At 65.0% G+C, this 21,818-nt stretch carries 22 protein-coding genes; 3 read left to right on the forward strand and 19 right to left on the reverse strand.

Going from position 1 to position 21,818, the window contains the following annotated elements; translation table 11 throughout:
• Positions 1-18: 18 nt before the first annotated feature.
• Genes NIBR502770_RS09990 through NIBR502770_RS10000 form a run of 3 tightly spaced genes read right to left on the reverse strand, consistent with a single transcriptional unit; the run spans position 19 to position 3,839 of the window.
• Entirely contained in the window at positions 19-1,116 is a 1,098-nt protein-coding gene (locus tag NIBR502770_RS09990; protein ID WP_141181820.1) for an NADH:flavin oxidoreductase/NADH oxidase, read from the reverse strand.
• Positions 1,116-2,120, reverse strand: coding sequence for a tetratricopeptide repeat protein (locus NIBR502770_RS09995; protein ID WP_141181821.1), 1,005 nt, complete (start codon positions 2,118-2,120; stop codon positions 1,116-1,118). Before NIBR502770_RS09995 ends, NIBR502770_RS09990 begins: the two co-directional genes overlap by 1 nt.
• Positions 2,121-2,171: 51 nt before the next feature.
• Positions 2,172-3,839 (reverse strand): hypothetical protein, encoded by a 1,668-nt coding sequence (locus NIBR502770_RS10000; protein WP_141183386.1) that lies wholly within the window; start codon positions 3,837-3,839, stop codon positions 2,172-2,174.
• A gap of 234 nt (positions 3,840-4,073) precedes the next feature.
• On the opposite strand from NIBR502770_RS10000, the gene NIBR502770_RS10005 reads away from it, so the two are divergent.
• Positions 4,074-5,387, forward strand: a complete 1,314-nt coding sequence (locus NIBR502770_RS10005; RefSeq protein ID WP_141160066.1) for an AI-2E family transporter — start codon at positions 4,074-4,076, stop codon at positions 5,385-5,387.
• A gap of 10 nt (positions 5,388-5,397) precedes the next feature.
• Here NIBR502770_RS10005 and NIBR502770_RS10010 read toward each other — a convergent pair whose 3' ends face one another.
• Both NIBR502770_RS10010 and NIBR502770_RS10015 read right to left on the reverse strand, forming a co-directional pair.
• Positions 5,398-6,195, reverse strand: coding sequence for an alpha/beta hydrolase (locus NIBR502770_RS10010; RefSeq protein WP_141181822.1), 798 nt, complete (start codon positions 6,193-6,195; stop codon positions 5,398-5,400).
• 45 nt (positions 6,196-6,240) lie between these two features.
• Positions 6,241-6,594 (reverse strand): ATP/GTP-binding protein, encoded by a 354-nt coding sequence (locus NIBR502770_RS10015; RefSeq protein ID WP_141181823.1) that lies wholly within the window; start codon positions 6,592-6,594, stop codon positions 6,241-6,243.
• A gap of 118 nt (positions 6,595-6,712) precedes the next feature.
• On the opposite strand from NIBR502770_RS10015, the gene nucS reads away from it, so the two are divergent.
• The gene (gene nucS, locus NIBR502770_RS10020) at positions 6,713-7,408 is read left to right on the forward strand and encodes an endonuclease NucS (protein WP_141160063.1); all 696 of its coding nucleotides are present in this window, start codon (positions 6,713-6,715) and stop codon (positions 7,406-7,408) included.
• A gap of 307 nt (positions 7,409-7,715) precedes the next feature.
• Positions 7,716-7,919, forward strand: coding sequence for a cold-shock protein (locus NIBR502770_RS10025; protein WP_011692441.1), 204 nt, complete (start codon positions 7,716-7,718; stop codon positions 7,917-7,919).
• A gap of 150 nt (positions 7,920-8,069) precedes the next feature.
• Here NIBR502770_RS10025 and NIBR502770_RS10030 read toward each other — a convergent pair whose 3' ends face one another.
• The 14 genes from NIBR502770_RS10030 to NIBR502770_RS10095 all read right to left on the reverse strand — a co-directional run bounded on the left by NIBR502770_RS10030 (position 8,070) and on the right by NIBR502770_RS10095 (position 21,626).
• The gene (locus tag NIBR502770_RS10030) at positions 8,070-10,634 is read right to left on the reverse strand and encodes a bifunctional lysylphosphatidylglycerol flippase/synthetase MprF (RefSeq protein WP_370871395.1); all 2,565 of its coding nucleotides are present in this window, start codon (positions 10,632-10,634) and stop codon (positions 8,070-8,072) included.
• Positions 10,635-10,666: 32 nt separating this feature from the next.
• Entirely contained in the window at positions 10,667-11,995 is a 1,329-nt protein-coding gene (locus NIBR502770_RS10035) for an esterase family protein (protein ID WP_141181824.1), read from the reverse strand.
• Positions 11,996-12,000: 5 nt separating this feature from the next.
• Positions 12,001-12,432 (reverse strand): DUF2550 domain-containing protein, encoded by a 432-nt coding sequence (locus NIBR502770_RS10040; protein WP_141181825.1) that lies wholly within the window; start codon positions 12,430-12,432, stop codon positions 12,001-12,003.
• 10 nt (positions 12,433-12,442) lie between these two features.
• On the reverse strand, positions 12,443-12,727 hold the full coding sequence (locus NIBR502770_RS10045) for a F0F1 ATP synthase subunit epsilon (protein WP_018760117.1): 285 nt from the start codon (positions 12,725-12,727) through the stop codon (positions 12,443-12,445).
• Between the two features lies 1 nt (position 12,728).
• Complete coding sequence (atpD, locus tag NIBR502770_RS10050; RefSeq protein ID WP_110541032.1) at positions 12,729-14,183, reverse strand: F0F1 ATP synthase subunit beta; 1,455 nt, start codon at positions 14,181-14,183, stop codon at positions 12,729-12,731.
• 82 nt (positions 14,184-14,265) lie between these two features.
• On the reverse strand, positions 14,266-15,156 hold the full coding sequence (locus tag NIBR502770_RS10055) for a F0F1 ATP synthase subunit gamma (protein ID WP_141160060.1): 891 nt from the start codon (positions 15,154-15,156) through the stop codon (positions 14,266-14,268).
• Between the two features lie 72 nt (positions 15,157-15,228).
• Entirely contained in the window at positions 15,229-16,866 is a 1,638-nt protein-coding gene (gene atpA / locus NIBR502770_RS10060; protein ID WP_141160059.1) for a F0F1 ATP synthase subunit alpha, read from the reverse strand.
• Between the two features lie 78 nt (positions 16,867-16,944).
• Positions 16,945-17,772 (reverse strand): F0F1 ATP synthase subunit delta, encoded by an 828-nt coding sequence (locus tag NIBR502770_RS10065; RefSeq protein ID WP_141160058.1) that lies wholly within the window; start codon positions 17,770-17,772, stop codon positions 16,945-16,947.
• Positions 17,772-18,323, reverse strand: a complete 552-nt coding sequence (locus tag NIBR502770_RS10070) for a F0F1 ATP synthase subunit B (protein ID WP_141160057.1) — start codon at positions 18,321-18,323, stop codon at positions 17,772-17,774. Before NIBR502770_RS10070 ends, NIBR502770_RS10065 begins: the two co-directional genes overlap by 1 nt.
• A gap of 55 nt (positions 18,324-18,378) precedes the next feature.
• On the reverse strand, positions 18,379-18,597 hold the full coding sequence (atpE, locus tag NIBR502770_RS10075; RefSeq protein WP_003804776.1) for an ATP synthase F0 subunit C: 219 nt from the start codon (positions 18,595-18,597) through the stop codon (positions 18,379-18,381).
• 110 nt (positions 18,598-18,707) lie between these two features.
• A complete protein-coding gene (gene atpB / locus NIBR502770_RS10080; RefSeq protein ID WP_141160056.1) occupies positions 18,708-19,508 on the reverse strand; it encodes a F0F1 ATP synthase subunit A in 801 nt (266 codons plus the stop codon).
• An 81-nt stretch (positions 19,509-19,589) separates the two neighbouring features.
• Positions 19,590-19,928 (reverse strand): AtpZ/AtpI family protein, encoded by a 339-nt coding sequence (locus NIBR502770_RS10085; RefSeq protein WP_141160055.1) that lies wholly within the window; start codon positions 19,926-19,928, stop codon positions 19,590-19,592.
• Complete coding sequence (locus NIBR502770_RS10090) at positions 19,921-20,403, reverse strand: hypothetical protein (RefSeq protein WP_141181826.1); 483 nt, start codon at positions 20,401-20,403, stop codon at positions 19,921-19,923. Before NIBR502770_RS10090 ends, NIBR502770_RS10085 begins: the two co-directional genes overlap by 8 nt.
• 110 nt (positions 20,404-20,513) lie before the next feature.
• Positions 20,514-21,626 (reverse strand): MraY family glycosyltransferase, encoded by a 1,113-nt coding sequence (locus tag NIBR502770_RS10095; RefSeq protein WP_141160053.1) that lies wholly within the window; start codon positions 21,624-21,626, stop codon positions 20,514-20,516.
• Between the last annotated feature and the right edge of the window lie 192 nt (positions 21,627-21,818).

Raw genomic sequence — 21,818 nt, forward strand, 5'->3', positions numbered from 1 at the left:
GTTCCCAGAAGATCCGGCTCAGAACGTTCGCCGCGGGATGGCCCGCTCGTACTGGGGCGGCCAGGCCAAGTCGTGCCCCAGTTCGAACGCGGCCCGGAGCCACCAGTGCGGATCGCGGAGCGCGGCCCGGGCAATGAAGACGCCGTCGGCCTGCCCGGTGGCAATGGCATGCTCCGCCTGTCCGGGGGTGGTCACCAGGCCAACCGTGCCGGTGGCGATTCCTGCCTCCCGGCGGATGGCGGCGGAGAACCCGGTCTGGTAGCCCAGGCCCGGCTTGATCTGCTGGTGGGCCACCGCCCCGCCGCTGGAGACATCCACCAGGTCCACCCCGTGCGCTGCCGCCTCGCGGGCCAGCCGGACCGACGCAGCCGGGTCCACTCCGCCCGCCGCCCAGTCGGTGGCCGAGATCCGAAGCAGCAGCGGCATGGAATCTGGAATCACGGCGCGCACGGCATCGACAACGGCCAGCATCAGCCGGTTGCGGCCGGCCTCGTCCCCGCCCCATTCATCGTCGCGCTGGTTGATCAGGGGGCTCTGGAACTGGTGCAGGAGGTACCCGTGTGCCCCGTGGATCTCCATGGTGTCAAAGCCAGCGTTAACGGCCCGCTCCGCGGCGGCAGCAAAATCGGCGATGACGCCGTGGATCTGTTCCACAGTCATGGCGGCAGGAGCCGCGTAGCCCTCGAAGGATGTGGTGGAAGGCCCCACCGTGTCCCACCCGCCATCGGAGGCGGGTACGCTGCCGTGCTTGCCGGAAAACGGCCAGTAGGTGGAGGCCTTCCGGCCGGCGTGCGCCAACTGGACACCGATTTTGGTGCCGGCGGTACCGTTGCGGTGGACGAAGGAGATGATCCGCTGCCAGGCAGCTGCCTGCTCATCGCTGTACAGGCCCGCGTCGCGGGGGCTGATCCGGCCCTCGGCGTTCACCGCCGCGGCCTCCGTGAGGATCATCGCGGCGCCGCCCACGGCGAAGCCGCCCAGATGCACCAGGTGCCAGTCGTTGGGGACCCCTGGGGCGTCGTCGGGATCACAGCTGTACTGGCACATGGGCGAAACCCAACCCCGGTGCTGCAGCTCCAGGGACCTCAGCGCCAGCGGCTGGAACAGGGCCGGCACTAGAACAGCACCCGGGCCAGCGCCTGGCGTGCCTTGGCCACGCGTTCGTCGCCGGCGCCTACTACCTCGAAGAGTTCCAGCAGCCGGACGCGTGCAGTTTCACGCTCCGGGCCGAAGTTCCGGCCGATGAAGGACACCAGCCGGTTCAGCGCATCCTCCACATGGCCGCCGGCCACGTCCAGGTCCGCCACGCCAAGCTGCGCGTCCAGGTTGTCCGGCTCCTCCGCCGCCAGGGTACGCAGCGCTTCGCTGTCCTGGGCCGAGACGGACTGCAGCCGGTCCATCAGCTCCACCTGGGCCAGCCCTGCCTTGGCCTCATGGTCGGACGGCATTTCCTTGAGCGCCTGGCGGTAGGCTTCGGCGGCGCCCGCGTAGTTGCCGGCTTCGATGGCGTCGTAGGCTGCCTGGTGCAGCGGCGGCAGCGGTGCGGGCTCCTGGTCGGCGGGTCCGCCGGCGTCGAGGCTGCCGGTGACCCCGTTGGCGGCAGCCACCTTAAGGAGTTCGTCGAAGAGGCTGCGTACCTGCTGCTCCTCCGCTGCCCCCTGGAACAGCGGCACGGGCTGCCCTTTGAGGACGGCGACCGCAGTGGGGACGGCCTGCACCTGGAAGGCCTGGGCAAGCTGCGGGAAGGCTTCGATGTCGGCTGCACCCAGGACCAGGCGGCCGCCGTAGCTGGCCACGACGCGGTCCAGGGTGTCCACCATTTTGCTGGACTCCGGCGAGTAGGGCGCCCACAGGGCGAAGACCACCGGAACCTGCGCGGACAGTTCCACCAGCTGCTGGAAATTGGCTTCGGTGACGTCGACCTTGAGTTCGGGTCCGCCTGCCGGTCCGCCCTGCTGGCCGTCCTGGGCTGGGGCCGCAGGCCCGGACGGCGCGTTTCCCTGGGCAGGCGGGCCGGCAGGGGCAGCGGGGCGCTTCAGAGCGGAAAGGTCGACGGCGCCGCGCAGGTTAAGCAGGTTGGCAGCGGCAGGAGGGACTGGGCGGGAAGCTGGCGAACTCATGTTTCCCACTCTAGCCACTCCGGCCGCTGCCGGGGGTACTGCAGCCGGGCGCTACTTGAAGCTGGCGCCGACCAGGCCGCGGGTGGCGGCAACGAGCTTCATCGGGTCCGTCGATCCCGCCGGGGGAACGTACACGGCCATCGATTCGGCAAAGTTCAACACCATGCCGGTAGTGGTTTCCTTGCCGCCGGCCAGGGCTGCGGCGTCGTCACCGATGCTGAGCTTGTCCCCGGCAGCCTTCGGGGTGCCTTCGAAGCCGAAGTTGATCCGGCCCAGGACCAGCGCACCGCCGTCGGACGTCCGGAAGACCACGGTGCTCTCGGGGACCACCTTGTGGGTGAAGGAGAAGTTGCCGTTTTCGCCGGCCTTGACCACCTCTGCCTGGTAGGACAGGGTGTCGGCGATGTACGGGGAGGATTCGCCCTCTGTGAGCTTGTCCTTGAACGGCGAGTCCGCGGACGTGAGCCGGTCGGCGAGGCCTGACATGGCTTCCTCGCCGCTGTAGAGCAGCCCGGACTTGTCCGAGGCGGCCAGGGTTTCGGTGCCCCCGCGGCTGATGTTGGGGAAGGTGGTGCCCGGTTGAAGGGGCGTGGTTTCCATGAGCTTGTAGTTCTCACGCGGAGACTGCTGGACCAGCGTCAGGATCTGCGGCACAACATTGCCGTCGCCCTGGGTCACGGCCAGCACCGAACGCGGCCAGTCACGGCCGCTGGTGACCACCGTCGTCAGAAGCTTGGTGGAGCGGACGGGCATGCGGGGCTCATAGGATGCCACCTGGGAGCGGATCTTGTAGTTCTGGGTGCGGACTTCCAGTTCCGGGCCGGCAACCCGGTCCGTGAGCTTGGCGGCGTCCTTGGCCGCGTCCCCGGCGTCGGTGGCGCTGGAGACCTGCTCGAGGATCCGGCGGAACTGGGCGTCCAGCAGGACCGGTGAGCCGGATGCTTCCTTGGCCGGCGATGAGGCACTGCCCGAGGGCTGCGGGCTGGGGCTGGCCGCCTGGGCGGCGGCGCCGGATCCGGCCAGCACGGCTGCCGCCACACCAGCGGCCACCATGGTGACCCTGGAGGAAGAGGCCGACGACGGGGCCTGGCCTTGGGCCTTCCGGGCCCGGGCACGGCGGGCGAAACCGGAGTCGCCGCCTTCGCCGTCCTTCCGGCGGGCAGAAAGCAGCGCCAGGACGATTCCGCCCAGGATCAGGATGCTGCCGATGACCATCAGCGGAACAGCCCACGGGGTGGACGTGTCATTGGGGAAGGTCATGGAGATGTTGGCCGGCGCCGGTTTGGTGCCGTCGGCCGCCAAGAGGAGGCTCCAGTCGCCGTCCGCGGGCGGCGTCCAGGTGTACTCCAGCTCGCCGCTGGCGTTTTCGCTCGATACCCAAAGGTCCGAGCCCGCGGGGTTGGGGGCAGTGCCTTCGCCGTCGGCGTGCTCAACCGAGAGGGACTTCCCGTCCTCGGAAACCCCGTTAATGGTGTTATGGGCTGTCTTGCCCACCCAGGCGTCGACGTCGTCCGGCCGGCCGGAGGCCAGCAGGAAGTTCCCGTCACCCTGGATGTTGATCTTGACCGTGCCGCCGTGCAGGGTGCGCAGCTTCTGGTCGATCACTGTCAGCGGCGCCGCGGCGGCGCCGGCCGGCGCGGAAGCCGTAAACGTCTCGGAGGGAGCCCAGATGGTTCTCTGGCCGATACCGGCCAAAAGTGTCAGGAGGCCGAGCAGCACAAGTGCGGCTGCAGTCTTTAAACGCAAGGGAAACACCTATCATCAGCGGGGGTTTACCTTCAATAGTAACCTTTCTGTTATCAGGGAGCCCTTTTAGGCCTGCGTCCGCCCGGCACCGCCGGTGCCCGGGAGGCGCCTTCGGCTCGCGGTGGCAAGCCTGCTGATAGTGTTTGCGATGATCATCACACCGGCCCGCGCAGGCGGTGCCACGCACGGAACAGGCCCCCAAAACCATTGACTGACAAGACGGACCCGTCCTCGGCTGCAGCCGGAAATCCAGGGGATCCCAGGGGCCCTGTCCCTGCCGCCGTTCCTCCGCTGGGCATGGCAGCACGCCGTGGTGGCTCAGCCGCTGCAGCCCTTGGCCACGTGGTCCGCAGGCTCCGGCAGCCGCTGCCCGGCGCGCAGCCCCGGCTGCGGTTTGAAATGCCGCCGGAATATACCGGACAGGTTCCGGAGGAGGACCACGACGGCGGCGAGGAGCCGCAGTTCGGCCATCCCGGACCCCGGATGTCACCCCAGCACCCGCTGTATATGGGGTTCATGGGTACCGTGGGCGTGGGCCTGGCGCTGTTGGTCTACTGGATCGGTTCCCACACGACGCAGCTGCTGCTGTGGATCGTTGCTGCGCTGTTCATAGCACTGGGCCTGGAGCCGGTGGTGGGCTGGCTCGAAGGCCGGAAGATCCCCCGGCCTGCCGGAATCCTGGTCTCGGTGGCTGTCCTGATGGGCGCCGTCGTCGGTTTCTTCGCCACCCTCATTCCCACCATCGTGGAACAGGTCTCCGAGATTGTGCGGCAGGCGCCGGACTGGGTACGCAACTTCATGGATTCCGACCTATTCCGCAGCCTTGACGACCAGTTCGGCGTACGCGACCGCATCACCGAGGAACTGAACAAGTTCGTCAACGACCCCGCAGCGATGGGTGGTATTTTCGGCGGGGTGCTGGGCTTCGGTTCCACCGTGGCCAACAGCCTCTTCGGGGCCCTGATCGTCCTGGTGCTGAGCCTGTACTTCCTGGCCGCCCTGCCGGCGATGAAGAAGTGGGGCTACCGCCTGGCTCCGCGGTCCCGGCGGAAGCGGGTGGCCGCCCTGTCCGAGGAGATCACCCGGTCGGTGGGAAACTACGTGATCGGCCAGGCCTGCGTTGCCCTGCTCAACGCCACCTTCGCCTTCGTGGTGATGTCCATCGTGGGCATTCCATTCGCCCTGCTCCTGGCGTTCGTGGTCGTCCTCCTGGCTTTCATCCCTCTCGTGGGCGGGATGATCGCAGGCATCGTGGTGACCCTCGTGTCCCTCACCGAGGGCTGGCAGGTGGCGGCCATATATGCTGTCTGCTACTTCGCCTACCTGCAGTTCGAGGCCTACTTCATCTCACCGCGCATCATGCAGAAGGCCGTGGCAGTCCCCGGCGCCGTGGCGGTCATTTCCGTTATCGCCGGCGGCAGCCTGCTGGGCGTGCTCGGCGCCCTGATCGCCATCCCCACCGCGGCCGCCGTGCTGCTGCTGGTCCGCGAGATCTACATCGTCCGGCAGGACCAGCACTAGGCCCGGGACGTCACGCGCCGGCGGTTGCCGTCGGTCCGTCCCATTCGTGCGGCAGTCCTGTTCCGCCGTGGCCCGGTACCACCTGGGCCACGATGTCGTTCAGGACCCGGGCCGCGTACTTCTCCCCCACCCAGAGGTGCTTGGCCCCGGCCACCCCCTCCACGCGGGCCTGCGGGACCAGGCGGAAGCGTTCGGCGGCTTCGGCCGGCTGGAGGAAATCGTCATGCTCGGGGACCAGGACGGTGAGGGGCTTGCCGGACTCCGCCCAGAGCTGCAGGTGCTTGTCCGTGGCGCGGTGCAGCGGGGGCGACAGCAGTATGGCGCCTTCGATCTGGCCGGCTACCGGCTCCACGGCCCCGTACATCAGGGCCAGTTCGGTCCCAAAGGACCAACCCACCAGCCAGCGGTTGGGCAGGCCCCGTTCGACGGCGAAGCGGACGGCGGCCTCCACGTCGTAGCGCTCCCCCACCCCTTCCTCGAAGGTGCCGGTGCTGGTGCCGCGGGGCGAGGCGGTGCCCCTGGTGTTGAAGCGCAGCACAGCAACGCCCGCCAGCGCCGGCAGCCGGTAGGAGGCCTTGCGGTACACATGGGAATCCATGAAGCCGCCGTGGGTGGGCAGGGGGTGGAGTGTGATCAGCGTGGCCCTGACCGGGCCCGATTCCGGCAGCGCCAGCTCCCCCACGAGCGTGTGGCCATCCTCCGTCTGCAGCTCGATGTTCTCGCGCCGGGCAGGCAGGACCGTGGAGGCACGGATGGGCGCGGGCCCTTGGGTTTGGGTGAACTGGTACGACGCCGGATCAAAAGTCATGCCTGCCAGCTTAGCGACAGCGGAGCCCGTCCGGCCCCGAGCGGGTCAGCGGTAGCGGTAGCTGCGCGTCATCCAGCAGTTGGTGTGCCAGTGCCGCCGTTCCGCCAGGCCGGCAGCCGCCCCAAAGAGGTGGTCGTCCTTCCACACCACCAGGTGCGCAACACCGGGCAGGACGGCCGTGGAGCATTCCGGGCAGATGTAGGTCTTCTCGGCGTTCTTGGCGGTCATGGTCCGGACCATCCACTCGCCGTCGGGGGCGCTTTCACGCCGGGCGATGCCGGCGCGTGCGCGTTCAAGGTCCAGCTCGGGAACGTCCGCATTCCCCTTCCGCCCTGCACCGCGGCCCGAAACGGGGCCCTTGCCGGAAGCAGGACGGCGGGGACGGTTGGAACGCGGCATATATCCATTCTGCCCCAGCGGATCCCCCGCCCACGCCGCGCCGCAGGTCCCCCGCCGCACCACCAGGCCGTCCGCCGTCGGGCACGGCCCGCCTGGTCCACGCGATAGTCTGTACGGCGTGCGACTCGTCATAGCCCATTGCTCCGTTGATTACGTTGGCCGGCTTAAGGCCCATCTCCCCCTGGCCACCCGGCTCCTGCTGGTGAAGGCGGACGGGTCCGTGCTGGTGCATTCCGACGGCGGCTCCTACAAGCCGCTGAACTGGATGAGCCCGCCGGCGACGCTGCGCGTCTCGTCCCCCGACGAAGTGGACTTGGAACTGGGCGTGGTGGAGCAGTGGACCGTGCAGTCCGCCAAGACCGACGACCGGCTGATCATCAACATCCACGAGAAGGTCAGCGAGTCCTCCCACGACCTCGGCGTTGACCCCGGGCTGATCAAGGACGGCGTGGAAGCGGACCTGCAGCGGCTGCTGGCCGAACAGATTGAAACGCTGGGCCAGGGCTATTCCCTGATCAGGCGCGAGTACTTCACGGCGATCGGCCCCGTGGACATCCTGGCCCGGGACGCAGACGGCGCCACCGTTGCCATCGAACTCAAGCGCCGCGGCGACATCGACGGCGTGGAGCAGCTGACCCGGTACCTGGAACTGCTCAACCGCGACCCCCTGCTGGCACCTGTCCGCGGAATCTTCGCCGCGCAGCAGATCAAGCCACAGGCAAAGGTCCTTGCCAACGACCGGGGGATCGACTGCATCACCCTGGACTATGACGCCATGCGCGGGGTGGACGACAGCGAATCCAGGCTCTTCTAGGAATTCACCTTTGTTGCTTTGGGCACCTAATTGGCTCTTGTATGAAGGTATCTTCCGTGTCGCCTGCTTTTTACCCAAATTTTCTCCTTTTTACCGGCCGGGCCGTTGACCTGCGGGAACGGGCATGAAATTCTTGTCTCAGTCTTTGTGTAGGTGTTTTTCATGCTCGCAAGACATGTTGCGAGCGCGAAGCTCCTGCAACGCCGGATCCTTCCCGGAAAAGGCAAACCAGGATTCTTCTCGCGGAGTGACCAAGGCCGGCACGCGGTGTGCCGGTCTTAAAAAGTTCCACAATGAGGAGAAATAAATGGCACAGGGAACCGTCAAGTGGTTCAACGCTGAAAAGGGCTTCGGCTTCATCACCCCGGACGACTCCGATGGCGATGTCTTCGTTCACTACTCCGAGATCCAGACCGGCGGCTTCAAGACCCTCGACGAGAACCAGCGCGTTCAGTTCGAAATCGGCCAGGGCGCCAAGGGTCCCCAGGCTACCGGCGTGACGCTGGTCTAGCAGCCGCCGGCCGCACATTTGCGGCCGAAAGCTTCAACAAATGATCCCCGGGCAATTGTGCCCGGGGATCATTTGTTTATCTGTAAATAGGCACAGCAAATGCAGATTAATCGCTTTGGGCCTTAAGGCCTTCACGGCCCGTGGAGCCGCTCAGGTAACCAGCTTGCGGACCAGCCGGGCGCCCTGCGCCAGGGAAAGCCCCGGCAGGTAGGCACGGGTCAGCGCCCTCCCGATCGCCGGCAGATGGAGTGGGTCCTGGTAGTACAGGTAGAGTGCCCGGTACTCAGGCTTGAACCGGGACTTGAACGCTGCCAGGGAACGGAAGCCGTAGACCGGCTCCAGCGCGTGGCCCACCAGGTCGAGGATCCGTACCAGGTTCTGCGCGCCCTCGTCGGTGGCGGTCCCGTCCTCCGTTCCGGCATCATCCCCTGTCCCCTCTGCCTCCGGCTCCCCGGCCCGGGTGTGCTGGGCCTCCGGACGGCTGGCAAGGGGCGAGCCGGACAGCGAAATCATGTCCACCGAATCGCGCAACTCCAGGACTGCGGAGGCGATCAGGAATTCCATCACTCCCGGGAAGCCCTCGCTGCCCCGGCGCATAACGTCCAGCGTCCTGCTGACCAGCCGGCCGCCGTCGTACACCGGAAGCCAACTGGTTACCCCGTGAACCGCACCGTTGCCGTCCACGGCGAGGCAGCAGAGCACTTCCTCGTCATCGAGTTCGTCCACTCCCCCGAGGGTGAACCCCATTTCCGGCACGGACTTGCTGGCTGCCCATTCTTCCGACACTTCGTTCAGCCGCGACCGCAGTGCCGCCGGCAGCGAATGGTAGGAGCCCCACACTGCATGCACGCCCAGTTTGGTGGCACGGTTCAGCGCCGTCCTGACGTTCTGCCACTCCTTGCCCTTGAACTCCAGTTCGTTCAGCGCCAGCCGGGTCTCCTGTGCCACCGCCACGCGCGAGAAGCCCCGTTCCTTGAGTGCCGGCCACAGCGTGTCGTCGCACGAATACAGGGCCGGGACCAGCGCCTGGCTGCGGCAGTAATCCAGGAACCCCTCCGTGACCCGCTGTTCCGCCTTGCGGTCACCAAAGGCACCGCCCAGGGTCAGGGCCACCGTCCCGTGTTGCTGGAAGGCAACGGCCCCAGCACCGTCCGGGCTGAACCAGTACGTGTTGGGCTCCCACAACGCCATCCAGGACAGGGGGCCGCCGCCCTGGTGCAGCAGTTGGCGGGCACGGTCCTTGTCCTGCCGTCCGAAGTTCAGCCCGTGGTGCCGGCCGACGAGCACCCACCATACGGCGATCAGCGCCACCAGCCAGAAGACGGGACCGGAGTAGGCAAACAGGATGGCTTCGGCGCTGTCCCGCTCCGGAAACGCCCTGCGGAAGTGCTGCGGGATGGGCACCGGGACGTATTGCCGGGCCAACTCTGCGAAGAGGCCCAGCAGCCCGCCGTCGCGGGCCAGGCCGCCGGACCAGAACCAGGCAACAGTGTAGGAGCCCGCCAGGACGAGCCACGTTCCACAGACAACGGCCCCGAGGGTGCGGCGGGCGCCCGGGCGCGTCTGCACGCGGAACTGGCGGCGGTTCAGCCACAGGACCACTGCCAGCAGCAAGGGGACAACCACCAGGGGAAGCACATGGGCAAAGGCCGAAGCCAGCGGGGTCGCATGGGTCCCCTGGAGTCGCGAGGGAACGAGGGCGAAGAGGGCAAGGTAGACGGCTGCCAGGGCCGTGACCGCCAGCTGGATGGCCAGGGCTATGCTGAGCGCCAGGCGCCGTCCCCGCCGCATGCCGTCCGCGCAGATCAGCAACAGGATCACCGGCACCACGGCCAGGGCCAGTCCGAACGGCCCGGCAAACCCTGCCCTCCCCGTTTCCAGGCATGAAGCATCAACGGTGGCCCCGCAGTTGAACACCAGTTGGCTGAGCGTGGGCATCGGACTGAGCACCACATCCCGCAGCAGCGCCAGCGGTCCGGTGGGCGCGCGCGTGATTCCCGTGAGGATGGGGCCCACTGCGAAGACCGCGACCGTGAGGGCCAGCAGGTTCCTGGTCTCGCGGCCGGTGGACCGGTGGCGGTGGAGCCGGCCCTGGTCGCCCTGGATCCACCAGCCCGCCAGGAGGCCCAGGAGGGCACCGATAAGGCCTATCACCGTTTCGGCGTGACCGACATAGAGGACCAACAGGATCGAGATGGACAGCACCGCGGTGCGGAGCCGGCGCTGCCAAAGCAGCGTGATCCGGGCACTCGCCGCCAGGCCCGCCGTCAGTACCGGAGCGTAGGGTCCGATCAGGCTGTCATCGACCATCTTGTCCAGCCAGCCGTCGCCCACGTACACCGCCAGCTGCGTCACCAGGAGGAACACAGTGACGGCAACAAACTGGCCGCCGAAGAAGAGTCCGACGGCGGCGCGGCGGCCCAGCTTGCGCTCGGCGAGTCCGAGCAGCAGCACGATCATCAGTGATGCGCTGAGGTAGGCCAGCGGATTCGTGGCAAAGAAGAGGCTGGTGAACAGGGACCACCATTTGCCGTCCCGCAGGCCGGGTCCGCTGACTGAGGCGAGCCCCAGCAGCCGCTCCGGCGGACCGTCCAGGAAGCTCCCGGTCAAGGCAGCGGCGGCCAGGAAGGCGACCACCACGCCCAGCGTGAAGGGCATGGATTTCAGCGTGCCAAACACCTGCTGGACTGCCGGACGGCCGACGGCGGCCCACATCAGCACCATCGTGCGGTCCGGTTTCCTGGTGCTCACCACTGCAGGCCCCACTGGCTGCCGAGGAACTGCAGCGCGTCAGCAAAGCGCTTGGACGATGTGTCCCAGGAGTGGCCGGTATGTTCCACCTCGTGGGCCTGCACGGTGAAGCCCGCATTCCCGGCGGCTGCGGCCAGGGTGTGAAGGTTCCCCACGAACTCCGGATCGTTCTGGCCTGCAGTGAGGTACATGCCGCTGGACTCGAAGCGTTGGTGTTTCATGATCTCCAGAGGAGTCTGCTTGATGAATTCACCGGGGTTTCCGGGAAAGGCTGCGTCGATGGTCTTCTGCCGTTCCTTGGCAATGGCGGGTTCGGCTTCACTGGAAAATGCCAGCACGTCGGCGTAGATATCCGGATGCCGCGTCCCCATCTGAACAGCGCACGTGCCGCCGAAGGAAAACCCGCCCACGGCCCAGTGGCGGTGGTTGGTGTCCACCGCGAGGGTGGAACTGATCCAGCGTGGCACGTCCTGTGACAGGTACGTGTCCGCGTTGGCAATCCGGCTGTCCATGCACATGGTGTTGGCGGACTGTGATCCATTGGGGTCCGGGATGACCACCACCGGAGCCACTCCCCCGTGTGCGGCGGCGAAGGAATCCATGTGGCCGCGGAGGGCGCCGCCCGTAAGCCAGTCGGCCGGGCCGCCCGGCTGCCCGGCCACCAGGACCAGTACCGGCAGCGCCGGCCGGTTGGCGGCAAAGTAGGCCGGCGGAAAGTAGATAAAAGCATCACGGGTCGTCATCCCGGAAGCCGGGCCGGGGATGGCGGTCTTCCGCAACTCGCCGCCCGCCGGCAAGTCCCCCTCCGGCTTCCAGCCTTGAAGCGGGGCACCGTCTGGTTCGCCCGCGTGCCGCATCAAATCCTGCTCGAGCACCGGGATGCGGGCCAGTGCCGTCCCCATCAGGTCACTGACCGTCCTGTTCAGGCCAAAATAGGCGTTGATCTGGATCGTTGAGAGAAGCACCACCAGGACTGCGGCCAGGAAACCTGTTCCGTAATGCAGCCAGCTGGTCCGCGGCATTCTCAGGATGCCCAGGATGACAGCGGAAACAGCCGGCACGAACCAAAGGAGAACGGGACCGGGAATGTCCTCCGGGAAGACGGTGAGCACGTTGATCATGACCCAGTGGACTGTTGCCACCAGCACGAACGCCGCGGCTACTGCACTGAAGACACGGATTGCCCAGGCCCTGGTGCGCATGGCGGCATCTTCGGAGGCGCGCCAGGGCGGCACCAGAAGGTAGGCTGCGCCGCCAACTCCCAATACCAGGACGGTTCCATAGAGTGGACCGTCCGTAAGCCGGATGTCTGAAAACCAGTCCACGTTGGCTAGCGCCAGGTCCCCACGCCGATGACCGGGCCTGCTTCCAGCCAGGACGAAAGACCCGTATAGGCGTCGAATTTCATGGCGAAGTGCAGGTCCTGCCCCTCGTAGCGGAGTTCGACGATCACCACGTCGGGCTGGACTTTGACAGCCTCGGCTGCGGTCGGTTTCCTGCGTCCCAGCAGCTCGAGGGAACTGCGCTTGAACGTGTATTTGGGCCGGACGCTCAGGGAGATGAGCCTGAACCACTCAAGGTCATTGTCCTGATAACGACAAACCCCCATCTGCCAGCTGTTCCCAGCTACGCAAATGGAGGCGTCCACCGTGCCGAGGGCACGCCGCAGGTTGAAGCGGCGCACCCCCGAAAGGCACAGTGCAAATATCAGCAATCCGAAAACGATTGCCAGTGCGATGAACGAAATACCCGGTGCGTCCATCAAGGTCGTGCTAGCGGATCCCAGCGGTAGCCGAGCCGCCCAGCTGGGCGTTGTCAGCAACGATCACCACGCGGTTGTTGTCAACGGAGAAGAACCCGCCGTCCACATCCACCGCAATACGGTCCCCGGATACCGGCTGGATTGCCAGTTCACCTTCGGCCAGGATCGCCAGCAGGGGCGAGTGGCCGGGCAGGATTCCGATTTCACCATCGCTGGTGCGGGCCTTGACCATCTTGGCCGCTCCGGACCACACGAAGTGGTCCGCTGCGACAATCTCAACCTCAAGCTCAGCCATATTACTTGGTCTGTTCCTGGATCTTGGCCCACTGGCGCTCAACGTCATCGAGGCCGCCGACGTTGAAGAACGCCTGCTCCGCGATGTGGTCCAGCTCGCCGTCGCAGATGGCTGCGAAGCCCTCCACGGTGTCCTTGATGGAAACCGTGGAGCCCTCGACGCCGGTGAACTGCTTGGCGGTGTAGGTGTTCTGCGACAGGAACTGCTGGATGCGGCGTGCACGCGACACCACGATCTTGTCCTCTTCGGAGAGTTCGTCGACACCGAGGATGGCGATGATGTCCTGGAGTTCCTTGTTCTTCTGCAGGATCTGCTTCACGCGGACAGCCGTGTTGTAGTGGTCCTTGCCGATGTACTGGGGATCCAGGATGCGGGACGTGGACGTCAGCGGGTCCACGGCCGGGTACAGGCCACGGGAGGCGATTTCACGGGAAAGTTCCGTGGTGGCATCCAGGTGCGCGAAGGTGGTGGCCGGGGCCGGGTCGGTGTAGTCATCTGCGGGAACGTAGATGGCCTGCATCGAGGTGATGGAGTGGCCCTTGGTGGAGGTGATGCGCTCCTGCAGGAGGCCCATCTCATCGGCCAGGTTGGGCTGGTAGCCCACGGCCGAAGGCATGCGGCCCAGCAGGGTGGAAACCTCGGAACCTGCCTGGGTGAACCGGAAGATGTTGTCGATGAAGAGCAGCACGTCCTGGTTCTGCACATCGCGGAAGTACTCCGCCATGGTCAGAGCGGACAGGGCCACGCGGAGGCGCGTTCCCGGCGGCTCGTCCATCTGGCCGAACACAAGGGCGGTGTCCTTGAGGACGCCTGCCTCTTCCATTTCCACCCAGAGGTCGTTGCCCTCACGGGTACGCTCGCCAACACCGGCGAACACGGAAGTACCACCGAAGTTGCGGGCAACACGGGTGATCATTTCCTGGATCAGAACGGTCTTGCCCACGCCGGCGCCGCCGAAGAGGCCGATCTTTCCACCCTTGATGTAGGGGGTCAGGAGGTCGATGACCTTGATGCCGGTCTCGAGCATCTCGGTGGAGCCTTCGAGCGAAGCGAAGCTGGGGGCCTTGCGGTGGATGGGCCAGCGTTCGCTGACGTCCAGCTCAGACTCGGCAACGTCCAGGGGCTGGCCCAGCACGTTGAAGATGTGGCCCTTGACGCCGTCGCCTACGGGAACGGAGATCGGGGCACCGGTGTCGATGACGCCGGTCCCGCGGACCAGGCCGTCGGTCGCCTGCAGCGAGATGGCACGGATAAGGTTGTCGCCGAGGTGCAGCGCAACTTCGAAGGTGATGGTCTTGGTCTCACCGTTGAGAGTGATCTCGGTGGTGAGGGCATTGTAGATCGACGGGATTGCGTCAGCCGGGAATTCGACGTCGACAACCGGGCCGATTACGCGCGCAATACGGCCGGTTGCACCGGACGTTGCGGCTACGTGTTCGGTAGCAGTGGCAGTCATCTCTCTCACTTCATTCAGTAGATGGCGTGGGGTTAAGTCTATCTGTGGTGGTGCTGGTTACGCGGAACCGAGGGGCCGGAGGCTAGGACGCGAGAGCGTCGGCACCTGCAACAATCTCAGAAAGCTCCTGCGTAATTTCGGCCTGGCGGGCCGTGTTGCGCAGGCGCGTGTACTTCTTGATCAGGTCCGTTGCGTTGTCGCCTGCGGACTTCATCGCCCGCTGGCGGGCGGCAAGCTCGGACGCCGCCGCCTGCAGCATGGCTGCGAAGATACGGGATTCGATGTAACGCGGGAGCAGGGCGTCAAGGACACGCTCAGTTTCCGGCTCGAACTCGTACAGCGGCAGGAGATCCGATTCGGAAGCAGCCTGTTCTTCCACTACTTCCAGCGGAAGCAGGCGGATGACCGTCGGCTCCTGCGTAACCATGGACTTGAAGCGGGTGTAGACAACATGGATTTCGTCCACGCCGCCCTCTTCGAAGTCGGTTGCGAAGTCTGCCAGCAGCGCTTCGCCGATTTCACGGGCGGTGGCGAACTCTGGAGCGTCGGTTCCTCCGGTCCAGACCCGCGAGTACTCGCGGTTCCGGAAATCGAAGTACGCTTGCGCCTTGCGGCCCACGAGGTAGGTTTTGACTTCCTTGCCTTCGTCGTGGAGCAGCTCGAAGAGACCTTCCGCCTGCTTGAGCACACTCGCGGAGTAGGAACCTGCCAGGCCACGGTCCGAGGTAATTACCAGGACGGCGGCACGGCGGATCTGCTCCGGCTCAGTGGTCAGCGGGTGGTCGATTTCGCTTTGGCTGGCGACAGCAGAAACGGCGCGCGTGATCGCGTTCGCGTAAGGCAGTGAAGCTGCTACGCGCGCACGGGCCTTCCCGATGCGCGAGGTAGCGATCAGTTCCATCGCTTTGAAGATCTTGCGCATCGACGTGGTCGAGCTGATCTTCTGGCGGTAGACCCGGATCTGGGCTCCCATACTTATCCTTTCCTAACCTTCCGTAGCCGGGTGTGCCGGACCCTGGGGCCCGGCACACCCGGCGATGCGGAACTAGCGCTTCTGCTTGACGATCTTTTCCTGGTCGACTTCGCCCTCGGAGATAGCGTCATGCTCCTCGTGGCCGGCGCCTACCAGGTGGTTGTCACCCTCGCCGAAGAAGCCCTTCTTGAAGTCCACGATGGAGGACTTGAGGGCAGCAACGGTGTCGTCGTCCAGCACGTTGGTCTGGGCCAGCGTGGTCAGGATCGAGGACTTGTGGCGCAGGTGCTCCAGGAACTCAGCCTCGAAGCGGCTGATGTCCTCGACGGGAACGTCATCCAGGTAGCCGTTGGTGCCGGCCCAGATGGAGACGACCTGGTCCTCGACCGGGAACGGCGAGTACTGGCCCTGCTTGAGCAGTTCCATCAGGCGGGCGCCACGGGTCAGCTGCTGGCGGGATGCTGCGTCCAGGTCGGATGCGAACATCGCGAACGCCTGCATGTCGCGGTACTGGGCCAGGTCCAGCTTCAAAGTACCGGAGACCTTCTTCATGGACTTGACCTGGGCGGCACCGCCAACGCGGGACACCGAGACACCCACGTCAACAGCGGGGCGCTGGTTGGCGTTGAAGAGGTCCGACTGCAGGAAGATCTGGCCATCGGTGATGGAGATGACGTTGGTCGGGATGTAGGCGGACACGTCGTTCGCCTTGGTCTCGATCAGCGGCAGGCCCGTCATGGAACCGGCACCGAGCTCGTCGGAGAGCTTGGCACAACGCTCCAGCAGGCGGGAGTGCAGGTAGAAGACGTCGCCCGGGTAGGCTTCGCGTCCCGGCGGGCGGCGGAGCAGCAGCGACACGGCGCGGTATGCCTCGGCCTGCTTGGACAGGTCATCAAACACGATCAGGACGTGCTTGCCGCCGTACATCCAGTGCTGGCCGATAGCCGAGCCTGCATACGGTGCCAGGTACTTGAAGCCTGCGGGGTCGGACGCAGGAGAGGCCACGATGGTGGTGTACTCCAGCGCGCCGTTGTCCTCGAGGGTCTGGCGGATGGCGGCGATGGTGGACGCCTTCTGGCCAATGGCAACGTAGATGCAGCGCACCTGCTTGGTGACATCGCCTGAAGCCCAGTTGGCCTTCTGGTTGATGATGGTGTCGATCGCAATGGCCGACTTGCCGGTCTGGCGGTCGCCAATGATCAGCTGGCGCTGGCCGCGGCCGATCGGGATCATCGCGTCAATGGCCTTGAGGCCGGTCTGCATCGGCTCGTGCACCGACTTGCGCTGGGTCACGCCCGGAGCCTGCAGCTCCAGCGCGCGGGTGGTCTCCGCCTTGATCTCGCCAAGGTCGTCCATGGGCTGGCCCAAGGGGTCAACTACACGGCCAAGGAAGGCGTCGCCAACCGGAACGGACAAAACCTGACCGGTCCGGTGCACTTCCTGGCCTTCTTCGATGCCCTGGAAGTCACCGAGGATAATGACACCGATCTCGCGGACGTCAAGGTTCTGGGCCAGGCCCAGCGTGCCGTCTTCGAAGCGAAGAAGCTCATTCGCCATGACCGAGGGAAGGCCCTCAACACGGGCGATGCCGTCACCTGCGGTCGTTACACGGCCAACCTCTACGCGCTCTGCGTTTCCGGGTTCGTAGGACGCCGCGAACTCGTTCAACGCATTACGGACGTCGTCGGCGTTGATGGTCAATTCGGCCATCTGCAGTCCCTGCTCTCCTGTTTGTGATCACCGCAAACGGTGACCGGGGTTTCTATCAGTTTGGTTGTGCTTGTCCGGCTAGCCGGCCAGCTGGCGTTGCAGCTCACCCAGCCGGGTAAGGACGGAAGCGTCGAGCACTTCGTCACCCACCTGGACACGGATTCCGCCAATGAGCGCGGGGTCAACGTTGATGTTGACCTTCAATTCCCGCCCGTACAGTGCATTCAGGCCTGCCTGGAGGCGTTCCAGCTGCGTCTGCGACAACGGGCGGGTTACGCTGACCGTTGCAATCCAGCGCTGCTGCCGCTTGGCCGCCAGCTCGGCGAACCGCTCCACAAGCCTGGTGGGCTTGATACCGCGGGGCTGGCTGACTGCCTGGCTGATGAGGACTTTTGCTTCCTCGCTCACACCGGGTACCAGTTTCCCGGCAAGGGCAGCCTTCGCTGCGGCACTTGCCTGCGGTTCGGACAGAGCACGTTGTACCTCGTGGCTGGAGGCAACAGCCTGGTTGAAGGAAAACAGATCGTTTTCCAGCTCTTCCAGGCCAGTGATTCCGGAGGCAGAAACGGCCGACTTGTTTTCGGCAACGGAAATGACCACCGTTGCGGCAAGAGTCTCGAGTGCATCGCCGATGTCACGCGCCGATGCCCAGCGTGAGCTGGCCAGTCCGCCCGCGATCTCAGCAGCATCAGCGGAGACTTTTCCGCTAACCAGCTGCCTCACCAGCGCCGACTTTTCGTCACCGCTGCGGGAGGGGTCAGTCAGGGCACGGCGCAAGCCAGCCGAGCTGTCCACCATTCCCAGAATTCCGAAGAGTTCCTTTGCCAGCTGCAGCGACGCCGTAGGAAGCTTGGCTTCCAAAGCGGCAAGGGCTGTTGCCAGCGATTCGCTCGATACGCCTGCCATTACTTAGCTGCACCTGCGTTCTGGGACTCCAGATCTGCCAGGAAACGGTCCACGACCCGTGCTGCGCGTGCGTCGTCGTCGAGGGACTCGCCCACGATGCGGCCGGCAAGGGTGGTGGCCAGGGTGCCAACCTCGGAGCGCAGTGACACAACGGCCGCCTGGCGCTCGGATTCGATCTGTGCGTGGGCCTGCGCGGTGATGCGGGCAGACTCTGCGGCTGCCTTTTCCTTGAGATCCGCGAGGATCTGGGCACCTTCGGCGCGGGCTTCCTCACGGATGCGGTTGGCTTCGGTGCGGGCGTCGGTCAGCTGCTGCTTGTACTCTTCGAGTGCAGCAGACGCCTCAGCCTGGGCCTTTTCAGCCTTGGCGATGCCGCCTTCGATGGCCTCGGCACGCTCTGCGAAGGTCTTCTCGAACATCGGGACAACATACTTGACCACGATGAAGAAGAGGATGGCAAAGCCCACGAAGACAACCAGCATTTCCCAGCCATTGGGAACAAGGGGGTTGACGTCGCCTTCAGCGGCGGCTGAGATGATCAGCTGATGCATATTTCACCCGTCCTTATCTACTAGGTTCTGAATGTTCGCTGAAGTTCTGAAGGGTTTACTTGAGAACGAAAGCGAAGACCAGGCCCAGGATGGCGAGTGCTTCGGTCAGGGCCAGGCCGAGGAATGCGATCGGCTGCAGGACGCGCTGGGCTTCCGGCTGGCGCGCAACGCCGTTGATGTAGGCAGCGAACACGAGACCCACACCGATACCACCGCCGATAGCCGAGAGGCCATAGCCGATGAGGTTGAGGGAGCCGTTGATGGAGCCTTCCATTTTTTTTCCTTTCAAGATGCCACTCTGTGTGGCAGGTTGTTTGGGTTGCTTCATCCCCGCAAGGGGAAGACTGTGGTGTGCGGCCGGAGCGTGCTGCCCCGGCAGCGTGCCTAGTGGCTGTCGGCGTGCAGTGCACCTTCGATGTAGATCGCGGTCAGCAGCGTGAAGACATAAGCCTGCAGGACCATGATCAGGGCTTCAAGCATGTACATGGCGATGGCACCGGCAAGGACCAGGACCGAGGTGCCCTTCAGCAGGAAGTTCTCCTGCATGATCAGGTACTCGATGCCGGAACCGGCGATCATCACGATCAGGTGGCCGGCGAGCATGGTCGCGAACAGACGGAGGCTGTGCGTGACGGGCCGGACAACGAAGTTGGAGATGATTTCGATCGGGATAACGATCGGCAGGATGTACCACGGCACGCCCGAGGGAACGGTGGCCAGCTTGAAGTAGCGGATGCCGTTCTTCTTGACGCCGATGGCGATCCAGGTGATGTACACCAGGCCGGCCAGCACGTACGCTCCACCCACGTGCGAGAACGTGGGGAGCTGGAACACCGGAATGGCGCCGTAGATGTTGTTGACCAGGATGAAGAAGAACAGGCTGAACAGCAGGGGGACGTACTTGATGAAGTCCCGGCCGCCGATGATGTCCTTGGCGATGCCGTTGCGGACGAAGCCGTAGGCGGCTTCGCCGGCGAACTGGAGCTTGCCGGGTACCAGCTGCTGCTTGCGTGCTGCGAGCACGAAGAAGACGGCGATAAAGACGACAGAGAGGAGGACCAGCAGCATCTGCTTGGAGAATCCTTCTGCGGCACCCCACGGCAGGATTGCCGGCAAATGCATTTCGTTAATACCAGGAGGAGTGAACTCTCCTGAATCTTGGGCCGGGAGCGCAAGCGCGATCAACGCGTTTCCTCTCTGCAGTGTCCATCATTGGGCGTTGGGCGGGGTCCGGCAGCCTGACAGCCTGCTGTTCCCCCTGTGAAATTATTTGGCATTATCTTCTCCGTCCTGGGACGGTGCGCTGGGAGCATGGCGCCCATCAGCATTTTTGCGGGAACTGGTGAGGCCATGCATGTGGGAAAGGTAGAAACCTCCGACGGCTCCAAGCAGAGCGCCTGCGAGCACAATCCAGCGCGTTCCCCACAGATAATCCAGTCCCCACCCTATCAAACTCCAGACGATGATTCCGCCAATGATGTAGCTGAATACAGCCATTCCAGCGTTGTAGCCGCCATCGGTGGATGCGTCGGAAGAAACCTCTGCGGAGCCGTGTGGGCCGCGCTTGCCATGTGCGGCGCGTGCGGTTTTTTTCGGATCACGCATCGGATGCTCCCTTGTCTTCTGGATCGTTGTAGATCTGGAGGCGTGCCCTGCTGAAGCCATGGATCTCCGCGGCCTGCCACAAGACGACAGCCACAACGGCGCCGATGATGAACCACCGGCCATGAAGCCACTCCGGAGCACCTATAACGAACAGGACGACGGCAAAACCGACGACCTTGATGAAGTAGGTGGCTACGAACATCCCGATTGCGCCGGAGGGGTTGCGGCGTCCCACGAAGTGCCCCACCAGCAGGCTGATGCCGAAGAAGAGCATCACCAGCAGGGCGCCCAGGAAACTGGACACCGCCCCGGTTGCCCCGTTGAGGATGCCGGCCGGAATTGCGCAGAGCACAAGCCCTGCCGTGGCGGCAATCGAGCTGCGCTTGAGCAGGTTCAGCCAGAGCGAACGGGTGGGACCGGACGTACCAACGGGTCCATTGCCGGAGGCAGATCCGGACTCGGCGTTGGAGGTCATGCGATCCCATCGTCGGCACCACATGGCAGATCGCCAGGAGGCAGTGGGTGGAGTGGCAGCTTGGGCTGCCCCTAAATTCTACACGAGATAGAAATAATTCAGAACCGCCGTTACGCCGTGGTTTCGCTACTGCCGCGGGACAGGTAGGGCCAGGCGGTCACCAGTCCCATGACCAGCGTGGCAAAGATGTCCACGGCAAGCACAATGTGCCAGGGGAAGACGGCGAACGCCAGACCGCCGAAGGAGAGCACGGCGGTCCAGAGGTACATCAAGATTACGGCAGTGCGGTGCGAATAGCCGATGTCCAGCAGTTTGTGGTGCAGGTGTCCGCGGTCTGCGGACCAGGGCGACCGGCCGCGTGCCGTCCGGCGAACGACGGCCAGTCCAAGGTCCAGCAGCGGGAGGAACAGGACAGCGAAGGGAAGCAGGATGGGAATGACGGTGGAAATACCGTTGGCGCGGTCGTAGAGCCCGGAGGTAATCTGCCCCGTCGACACTACGCCGGCCGACGCCATGAGGAGCCCGATCAGCATGGCACCGGAGTCGCCCATGAAGATCTTCGAGGGAAAGAAGTTGTGCGGCAGGAAGCCCAGGCACCCGCCCACGAGGACCGCGGTTATGAGGGTTGCCAGGTCCGAATAATCCAGCAGCACCGCGTTGCGGTGGACCCAGTATGCCGTGATGAAGAACGCCGTGCCGCCGATGATGGCAACGCCCGCAGCCAGGCCGTCCAGCCCGTCGATGAAGTTGAAAGCGTTCATGGTGGTGACGATCAGCCCGGCGGTCAGCACTATCCGCAGCGTTCCGTCCTGGAGGTAGATCGGCTCCGGCACCCAGGGGACGATGGTCATCTGGACGCCCCAGATCGCCACTGTGAGGCCGGCAGCACTTTGGCCGATCAGCTTCACCCACCAGCGGATGTCCAACAGGTCGTCAGCCACACCGACCAGGACGATCACGGCCGCCCCTGCCAGCACGCCCCACGGCGAAAAGTTGTTCCGGTAAATGTCCTTGACGAAGAAGGACTGGCTGGCCACAACCAGCGCCACCATAACGCCCAGGAAAATGGCCAGGCCGCCCAGCCTGGACACGGGCGTGGAGTGCATATCCCGGCTGCGGATGGGCAGGTGCAGCTCGAGCCTGTGCCCCACGACGCGGGCGCCCCACGTGGCCGCGTAGGAGACGATGGCGGCGGTGAGGCCCATGAGCAGGTACATGATCATGGGATGGCTACCGCTCCGGGAGTGGTGGTGCCAGAACCGCTCAGCTGGGGCGGCAGCCGGTTGGGGGTGGGTGGGCTCACGGGCCGGGAATCTGTTCGTCGATAAATGAAACTTCTCCGTCGCCGAGCGCGCAGCAGGCATTGCGCACAGACATACGCGCAGCGCCTTACAGGGCTGTATTACAGTGGACTC

It is taken from the genome of Pseudarthrobacter sp. NIBRBAC000502770 (assembly GCF_006517815.1).
Classification (GTDB): Bacteria; Actinomycetota; Actinomycetes; order Actinomycetales; family Micrococcaceae; genus Arthrobacter; species Arthrobacter niigatensis.